Here is a 7,695-nt window from a genome sequence, read left to right as displayed (position 1 = left end):
AACCTGGAGGTCGAGTTGGCCGACCCGGCCCTGCCAAGGCAGGTCGCCGAGGCGGCGACTGTACCGACTGTGAACGCGGCGCGAGGGATGCCGACACACGGGGCAGGCCGCCGTGGTGGCGCGAGCGCGCACGGCCACAACAACGCGATCATGGGCGACGGTGACGTGATCAACAGCGAGACCGGGCGGGAGCAGGGACAGCAGCGATTTTGACAAGGAAATCAGAGCACTCAGGAAAGGGATGCCGTTCCCCCTATGTGCTCACTGTCGCCCGCAAGTGCACTCACGCTGCACCAAAAACGCGGAAGGACCAGTTTGACGTGTCGCCTGACATGCCCCCGTGGCTAAGGCGATGGACTACATGCTGACCCGATGGGACGGCTTCACCCGCTTCCTCGACGATGGCCGGTTGTGTTTGACGAACAACGCCGCCGAACGCGGCCTGCGCGGGATCACGATGGTGCGTTCATTCTGCCCCTCTTCTTCAAGTGTCTGGAAACATTGAAAGTTTATCCTTAGAACCGAGGCGACACGGCTCGCCTTTGCGTCCAACCGCGGCAAGGACACGCTGATCCTGAAGGTCCGAAGCACGGATCTGGTAGGGAGCGCCTGGCACGACCTGCTCGGCGACGATCAGGCCGGCATTGATGAGCCGGACAAGGCGGTGGCGCGAAATGCCGAGCGCCGCCGCAGCCTCATACTGGGTCAACCATTCGCCATCCTTCTCCGCGGATCGGTAGGCATGAATGCCACGGACCCGGCGCAGCGAGCCGACACGGTGTCCGGTCCAGGATTTTCCCTGCCCGGTGCGCATGCCCATCCGGTTCAGCTGCGCGGCGATCTCCGCATCCGACCAGCGCGTCGCCATGCTGCGGATCACCGCCATCGCCTCCTCCGGCGTCCGGCAGCCGTGCTCGCCGGATTTCGGTTTGGTGAGACGCAGCTGCGAGTGTTGGCCACCCTGCCAGTGGATGGTGAGGATGACTTCGCGCGCCGCTTCGTCGACGTCGGCGATGATGTTGACAATGAGGGTCCGGAGCAGACGCTGGCGCGCCCTGGTGGTCACCGTCGGCGCGTTCCAGGCAGCCTGCAGATCATCGGCCAGTCCGGCGAAATCCGGAGCGTCGGCCACCGGAACGGGAACCGACACGGACGCGACCCGCGCCTCGCAGGACTCGACACGCCGAAGTGCCGCTTCCCAGTTCTTTTCCAGCTGCGCGGCAATCAGCCGGTTGTCGGGATCGCAGGCGGCGTAGCGCCGTTCCGCCAGTGACGCCTCGTAGCGCGCCTTCTGCAGGTCCAGCTCCGCCAGCCGCCGTCGCTCGGCTTGGTGTTCCATATGCCTCCGCTCGGCTTCCAGCGCGGCCTCGATCGCCATCGGCTCGACGGCTCGGAGAAGTTCGCCGGCGACCACCTCGTCCACCCGGGAACTCCCAAACCCAAGACATCGTGGCAGTCCCAGCATCTGGTGAGGACGTTCGCACCGGTATATGGCCTGGCTGGGCTGGCGGCCGCGATACGACACGGTCAGTCGCCGTCCGCACCGGGCACAGCTCAGGACCCCGATCAGCAGGGCGCGTCCTCCACGCCCCGATTTCGCGCCGCCGGCCCGGCCGTAGGCGTTGGCGGCGAGCAGGGTCTGGTTGCGCTCGAACTCCTCCCAGTCCACGTAAGCCTCGTGGTGATCCTTCAGCAGAACCTCCCACTCTTCAAGCGGCTTGCCGTGGCCATAGCTCTTCCGCGCCCGCCCTTCGACGATTTCGGTGCGGTGCTGGCTCTTTCCGTAGACGTAGGCACCGGCGTAGAAGGGGTTCTTGAGCACACTGATGACATTGCGATAGCGGACCGGCGTCCAGTCGAAGCTGACCAGCCTCTTGCCGTCGGACGGCCGCGGGAAGCAGGCCCCCTCCGCCGCCAGCGACAGCAGGACCTGACGTGCGCTGCCCAACTCCCGGAAGCGGGCGAAGACGAGGCGGATCGCCTCCTGGACCCGCAGATCGGGATCGAAGCCCAGACCGATCTCCCGGTGCCAGACATAGCCGATCGGCACGCTGATGCGCAGCTCGCCCCGCCGCGCCTTGCTACGGGCAGCATCGAGCATCCGGGTCCGCAGCACTCCCAGCTCGAACTCGCTCATGCTGCCCTTCATCCCCAGCAACAGCCGATCGTTCGGCCGCCCCGGATCGTAGACGCCGTCGAGGTCGATCACCCTGGCCTCGACGAGCCCGCAGAGTTCGAGCAGGTGGTGCCAGTCCCGGCCGTTGCGGGCGAGCCGGGAAGCGTCGAGGCATAGCACGGCGCCGATCTCACCGGCACAGAGCGCCGCCACCAGCCGCTCGAACCCGGGCCGCGCCGTGGTGCCGCTGGCGGAGCGTCCCAGATCGTCGTCGATCACCTCGACCCGGCGGAACCCACGGCGCTTGGCTGCGTCGACGAGTTCGTACTGCCGGCGCTTGCTCTCCAGGTTGGTCTGGACCTGCGCCTGGGTGGACTGGCGGACGTAGACCACAGCCTTGCGCTTGAGCACCGACGGCGGCAGGAGATCAGGGTTCGCCATCGTCACGCTCCCCGGTTCCGGCACCTGCGGCTTCCATCAGGAGAAGGGCCAGTTGCACCACCGCCGCGGCGCGGTCGGCCGGGCTGATCACCCGCAGCCTTGCGGTGTCGAAGGCCATGCTGAGCTGGCGCCGGGTCCTGGCCCGTCGTGTTGATGCTGACGGCATCTTCATGTCGCTCCTCCGGGACGATGATCGCATCACCTGGAGAGCTTCGCCTGAATCCGCCGTCGCTCAGCTGACGCTGAAGGTTGATGAGCGCTTCCACCGCGACCCGCGGCGTACCGAGCTCCATGCCGGCGCAGATGACAGGGTCCAGCATCCATTCCGGCAATACCGTGATGATCCCAGGCGCTGCCTCGACGAAAACGAGATGGCCGATGGCGCGCACCTCGCTCCACATCACCCGGACGCGACGGCCATGCAGCGGATGCCAGCGGTAATGGACGTCAACATCCTGCCCGGCATGGGCACAATGGACGGGCGATGGCCATCGGGAGGAAGGCGTGGCTCTTTTGCGGCTCCGATCGCGGCGGCCAGCGGGCGGCGATCATGTACGGCCTGATCACCACGGCAAAGCTCAACGACGTCGATCCCCAGGCGTGGCTCGCCGACGTGCTGGCACGCATCAACGACATCCCCCAAACCCGCCTGCGCGAGCTCCTGCCCTGGGAATGGAAGGCAATCCGCGAGCAGACGAAAGCTGCCTGGCCGACCAGCGACCCGCGCCCCATGACGAGGTTGAGGACGCCTGCCGGGAGACCGGCGCGCTGCAGGATGTCGACGATCGCCCAGGAACTGGCCGGGACCAGGTCCGCCGGCTTGAAGACCACCGTGTTCCCATAGCAGAGCGCCGGGGCGATCTTCCACGCCGGGATCGCGATCGGAAAGTTCCACGGCGTTATGATGCCGATCACGCCGAGAGGCTCGCGGGTGACGTCGACGGCGATCCCCGGGCGGACGGAGGGAACGGTTTCGCCTGCCAGCCTGAGCGCCTCGCCCGCGAAGAAGTCGAATATCTGCGACGCCCTCACGACCTCGCCGACGGCTTCCGGCAGCGTCTTGCCTTCTTCGCGGGCGAGCAGGGCGCCCAGCTCGTCCTTGCGCGCCAGTATTTCGTCCGCCGCCTTGCGCAGGACGGCGTGGCGGACGAGCGGGCCCGAGCGGGACCATGCGGGGAAGGCGGCCTTGGCTGCCGAAATCGCGTCAAGCACGTCCTCGCGCGTTGCCTTCGCAAACACGCCGATGACGTCATCCGTATCGGACGGGTTGATGTTTTCCCGTCCCTCCGATCCGATCCACTCACCGGCGATGCAGTTCTTGAACATGGGATATCCTCGAGGATCAGGCGCGGGCGTAGGCGTCCCGATGCCAGCCACCCTGCCGACATGAGATCCTGCGGATCCGCAAGCACGTGGTCAGGCGATGGTCAACGCCTGACGATCATGCCCCCTGATCTGCAAGGGATTGTGCCTCCCGCCGGCTGTTCAGCGTCGCCCACTCAACCTCTGCTTGGCCGCACGAAACTTGGAAGAGCCCCTTGCTCCATGCCGATTCACACGACGGGATCACGGTGGGAAGAGGCTCGACCGAACCGGCCCGATCACAAAAAGCGTTCTTATCGCCCCCGTAGCTCCTCCGCGAGCAATGCCTCCAGTCTGGCGGGATCGATTGGCTTGTGCAGCATGCGAATGCCGGTCCGCCCGGCTTCGGCCAGCCGTTCAGCCGAGGTGTCGCCGGTCACCAGAACCGTGACCGGCGTGCCGCGTCGGCGGGCTTCGCTGATGATGGCCACGCCGGTCTCTCCCGCACCCAGGGAATGATCGGCGATCAGGATGTCCGGTGCAGCCTCAAGCTCCTTCAGCATGGTCCGGGCCTGCGCCAACGTGCGGGCCGTATGCACGGACACGCCCCAGCTCCCCAGTGTGACCTCCAACGCTTTCAGCACCATTGGTTCATCGTCCACCACCAGGGCGGTCCGGCCCCGCAACGTCCCGCAGAGCGCCTCCCTTCCGGCGGCTGACACCTGCGCTTCGTCTTCGGCCAACGGAAGCGTCAGGCTGAAGGTGGACCCTTTACCGGGTTCCGAGCGGACCGTCACCCGGGTCGCCAACAGATCGGCGACCCGCTGCACGGTGGCGAGGCCGATGCCGAAGCCGCGCGCATGCTCACGGGTCGCGTTTCCGATCTGGTAATAGGGATCGAAGATGCGCTCCATCTCCTCCGGGGCGATGCCCCGCCCGGTATCGGTCACGTCGATCGCCAGCCGGTCCTCCTCGACCCGCGTCTCGACCGTGACGCCGCCCTGTTCGGTGTATTTGACGGCGTTGGAGATCAGGTTGCGCAGCACCAACTCCACCAGCAGCGGGTCGGACCGGACCGATCTGGCAGCCGGCGGCACGTGCAACCACAGCTTCGCCTCGCGCGCCGGTCCCTGGAACTCGCCGTAAAGACGCTTCAGCAACTCGTCGAGGTCGAAGACCCGCGCCTGCGCCGTGAGCAGGCCGGCGTCGAGCCGCGCCACCTCCAGCAGCCCGCTCAGCATGCCCGTCAGGCTGGTCATGCTGTCCGACAGCGGCTTCAGGAGTTCGCGCGCTTTCGGGTCGAGCGGCTGCCGCCGCAAAAGCTCGAGAAACAGGTTGGCCGCCTGCACCGGCTGGCGCAGGTCATGACTGACCGAAGCGAGGAAGTTCGACTTCTCCCGGCTCGCCGCCTCGGCCGTGTCGCGTGCCTGTTGCAGCAAGGCTTCGGCGTGCTTGTGGTCGTGGATGTCGGTCGAGGTGCCGAACCAGCGGAGAATTGCGCCACCTTGCGGATCGCGGTAGGGCAGGCCGCGGACCAGGAACCAACGGTACTCCCCCGTCTTCGAACGGAGACGATGCTCGACGAGGTAGAGGCTGCCCGCCCGCTGTGCCTCCTGGAAGCGTTCAGCCGTCAGCGCCGCATCGTCGGGATGGATGAAGGCGGCGATGACGTCCGACACCGTGGTTGGCGCCGTCCGAGGGTCGTACGCGACGCCCGTATAGTCGGCCCATTGCCGGTTGAAGAACTCGACCCGTCCCTCGGCGTCGGTGATCCAGACGATCTGCGGCACGGCGTCCGCCATCAGACGGAACCGCGCCTCGCTCTCGCGCAGGGCCGCTTCGGTTTCCCGCCGGACGGTCAGATCGGCCGTGACCGCCAGGAAATGGTGCTCGTCGCCGTTGTTGCCGGGCACGATCGTGATGCCGCTGTTCGACCAGACGTCCGTCCCATCGGGCCGCCGGTAGCGCTTGTCGAGGGCCACGGTCTCACCCGTCCGCAAAGCGTGTTCAATGGCGTTGCGGCTCGCCGCCAGATCATCAGGGTGGGTGACGTCGGCGACGGACAAGCCCACGACCTCCTCCCGCGGACGTCCCAGGATTCGGCAGAGTTCGTCGTTCACGCGGAGAAAGCGGCCATCCGGCGTGAGTTCCGACAGGCCGACCGCCGCGCGGGCGAAGAGGGCGGACAGCCGCGCCTCGCTGCGCCGCAGCGCCTCGTCGGTGCTCCGGCGGGAGGTGATGTTGCTGGCGGTCCCGAACCACTCGCAGACCTCGCCGTCCGCATCCAGGATCGGCACCGCCCGCGAATGCGTCCATCCCAGTGATCCATCGGCCTGCCGGACCCGATGCTCCAGATCGAAGGCGCTCTTGGTCCGGATGGCTTCCCGCACGGCGTCGAGAAGCTGCGGCTGGTCGTCCGGATGGATGTACTCATCGAGCCACGCCTTGTTGCCGTCCGTCGTGTCGGTGAGGAAGCCGTGCCCGTCAAGCTGCCGCAGTTCCGTCCAGTCGACGTTCATGCGGTAGATGGCGTAGGAGGAGGCCTTCACCAGGGCGCGGAAGCGGCTCTCGCTGTCGCGCAAGGCAAGTTCGGTCCGCTTGCGGTTGGTCACCTCATGCACCGTCACCAGGACGCCCGCGATGATCCCGGCATCGTTGCGGACCGGGCTGTAGGTGAGGTCGAACCAGGTTTCCTCCGGGACGCCGTTGCGCTCGATGATCAGCTTCTGGTCGTCGAACCCGCGGGATTCACCGTGGAGCACGGCCTCGTAGATCGGCCCGTTGAAGTCCCAAACCTCGGGCCAACACTCGCGGGTGGGTTGGCCGAGGGCACGGGGATGTTTGCCGGCGGTGATTTCGGCGTAGCAATCGTTGTAGATCTGGATGAGGTCGGGTCCCCAGAGAACGATCATGCCGAGCGGGGAGGCGAGGATCAGGTCGACGACGACCCGCAAGGACAGCGGCCAGTTCGCCTTCGGTCCGAGGGACGTCGCAGCCCAATCATGAGCCCGGATCAGCGCTCCCATGGTCCCGCCGCCACTGGGCCAGTCCAGCTTTGAACCGATGGCGTCAGGGATCATGGCCGCCGCTTGGTGCAGGGGGCTGGGCAAGCGACGACGGCGGCAGCGCAACACGCTCCTGAAGCAGGCGCAACCCGTCGCGCACCACCTCGCTGGCCGTCTGGTAGCGGCCGGACGCCACCAGAGTCTGGACGAAGCGGTCGAGTTCCGGGGTGAGGGAGATGCTCTGGCTGATGCGCCTGGACATGTGACCATCGCAACGGAAGGGAAGCGGTGCCACAGAGTACGACACCGGGTTGGAGCCCGGAAGTCGCCCGAAGGGCATGGTACCTCCGGTCATAGTTTTCGAACGGGGGAGGAGCGGCGGCAGTGCAGAAGACAATGCAGCGGGCGCGTCTGGGTGGCAGTCTGGGCTGGATCGGGCTTGGATCAAAGGAATTGGACCGTGAGCGTCGAGCGGTAAGGAAACAACTCCAAAGCGCGGAATACTGATCTTTGATTGAAGATCGGGCTGTGATTGCACCTGAGAAGTAGCGTGAATGGCACCGACACCTTGTCGGTTGTTTGATTGCCGGGAAATGGTCGGCTCATCAGGCCGCCATGGGCGCGGCAACGCTGGACATGCGAGTTTTTGCCAAAGGCACTCCCAAGGCACTAGGGTCTGTTGACATTCATCGGGTTGCCAAGACGGTCGCTACGAGTTGGATGGCCGCCGCGAAACTGGTGTCGGTTTTGTCGTAGCGGGTGGCGATGCGGCGGAATTCCTTGATCTTACAGAAGAAGTTCTCGACCAAGTGCCGTCTCGACCAAGTGCCG

Annotated in this window: 4 protein-coding genes and 5 pseudogenes; 2 read left to right on the top strand and 7 right to left on the bottom strand. The window is 66.1% G+C overall.

What is annotated here, in order from left to right; all coding sequences use genetic code 11:
* A pseudogene (locus tag AC1DVI_RS31635) lies at positions 1–225 on the bottom strand (ISL3-like element ISAzs13 family transposase); the annotation flags it as partial.
* A 106-nt stretch (positions 226–331) separates the two neighbouring features.
* Between AC1DVI_RS31635 and AC1DVI_RS31630 the strand changes: the two are divergent.
* Positions 332–481, top strand: a pseudogene (locus AC1DVI_RS31630) (IS66 family transposase); the annotation flags it as partial.
* Between the two features lie 3 nt (positions 482–484).
* On the opposite strand, the gene AC1DVI_RS31625 reads toward AC1DVI_RS31630, so the two are convergent.
* Positions 485–2,557 (bottom strand): recombinase family protein, encoded by a 2,073-nt coding sequence (locus AC1DVI_RS31625; RefSeq protein WP_476961350.1) that lies wholly within the window; start codon positions 2,555–2,557, stop codon positions 485–487.
* Entirely contained in the window at positions 2,544–2,729 is a 186-nt protein-coding gene (locus tag AC1DVI_RS31620; RefSeq protein ID WP_476961349.1) for a hypothetical protein, read from the bottom strand. The genes AC1DVI_RS31625 and AC1DVI_RS31620 overlap by 14 nt, the downstream gene beginning before the upstream one ends.
* A 306-nt stretch (positions 2,730–3,035) precedes the next feature.
* Here AC1DVI_RS31620 and AC1DVI_RS31615 point away from each other — a divergent pair.
* Positions 3,036–3,260 (top strand): annotated as a pseudogene (locus AC1DVI_RS31615) (transposase domain-containing protein); the annotation flags it as partial.
* A gap of 41 nt (positions 3,261–3,301) precedes the next feature.
* Here the strand turns inward: AC1DVI_RS31615 and AC1DVI_RS31610 are convergent.
* The 4 genes and pseudogenes from AC1DVI_RS31610 to AC1DVI_RS31595 form a co-directional block, all read right to left on the bottom strand.
* A pseudogene (locus tag AC1DVI_RS31610) lies at positions 3,302–3,883 on the bottom strand (aldehyde dehydrogenase family protein); the annotation flags it as partial.
* A gap of 290 nt (positions 3,884–4,173) precedes the next feature.
* Positions 4,174–6,939, bottom strand: a complete 2,766-nt coding sequence (locus AC1DVI_RS31605) for a PAS domain-containing sensor histidine kinase (protein ID WP_476961348.1) — start codon at positions 6,937–6,939, stop codon at positions 4,174–4,176.
* On the bottom strand, positions 6,929–7,126 hold the full coding sequence (locus AC1DVI_RS31600) for a type II toxin-antitoxin system ParD family antitoxin (protein ID WP_137106334.1): 198 nt from the start codon (positions 7,124–7,126) through the stop codon (positions 6,929–6,931). Before AC1DVI_RS31600 ends, AC1DVI_RS31605 begins: the two co-directional genes overlap by 11 nt.
* Positions 7,127–7,550: 424 nt before the next feature.
* Positions 7,551–7,695: pseudogene (locus tag AC1DVI_RS31595) on the bottom strand (IS5/IS1182 family transposase); the annotation flags it as partial.

Source organism: Azospirillum sp. P4_B5, assembly GCF_056402275.1.
This window is presented reverse-complemented; position numbering and strand designations above follow the sequence as displayed.

Bases quoted from the DNA above. Each gene is read 5' to 3' on its own strand.
- AC1DVI_RS31625 (WP_476961350.1), bottom strand. From the start codon at position 2,557: ATGGCGAACCCTGATCTCCTGCCGCCGTCGGTGCTCAAGCGCAAGGCT.
- AC1DVI_RS31620 (WP_476961349.1), bottom strand. From the start codon at position 2,729: ATGAAGATGCCGTCAGCATCAACACGACGGGCCAGGACCCGGCGCCAG.
- AC1DVI_RS31605 (WP_476961348.1), bottom strand. From the start codon at position 6,939: ATGATCCCTGACGCCATCGGTTCAAAGCTGGACTGGCCCAGTGGCGGC.
- AC1DVI_RS31600 (WP_137106334.1), bottom strand. From the start codon at position 7,126: ATGTCCAGGCGCATCAGCCAGAGCATCTCCCTCACCCCGGAACTCGAC.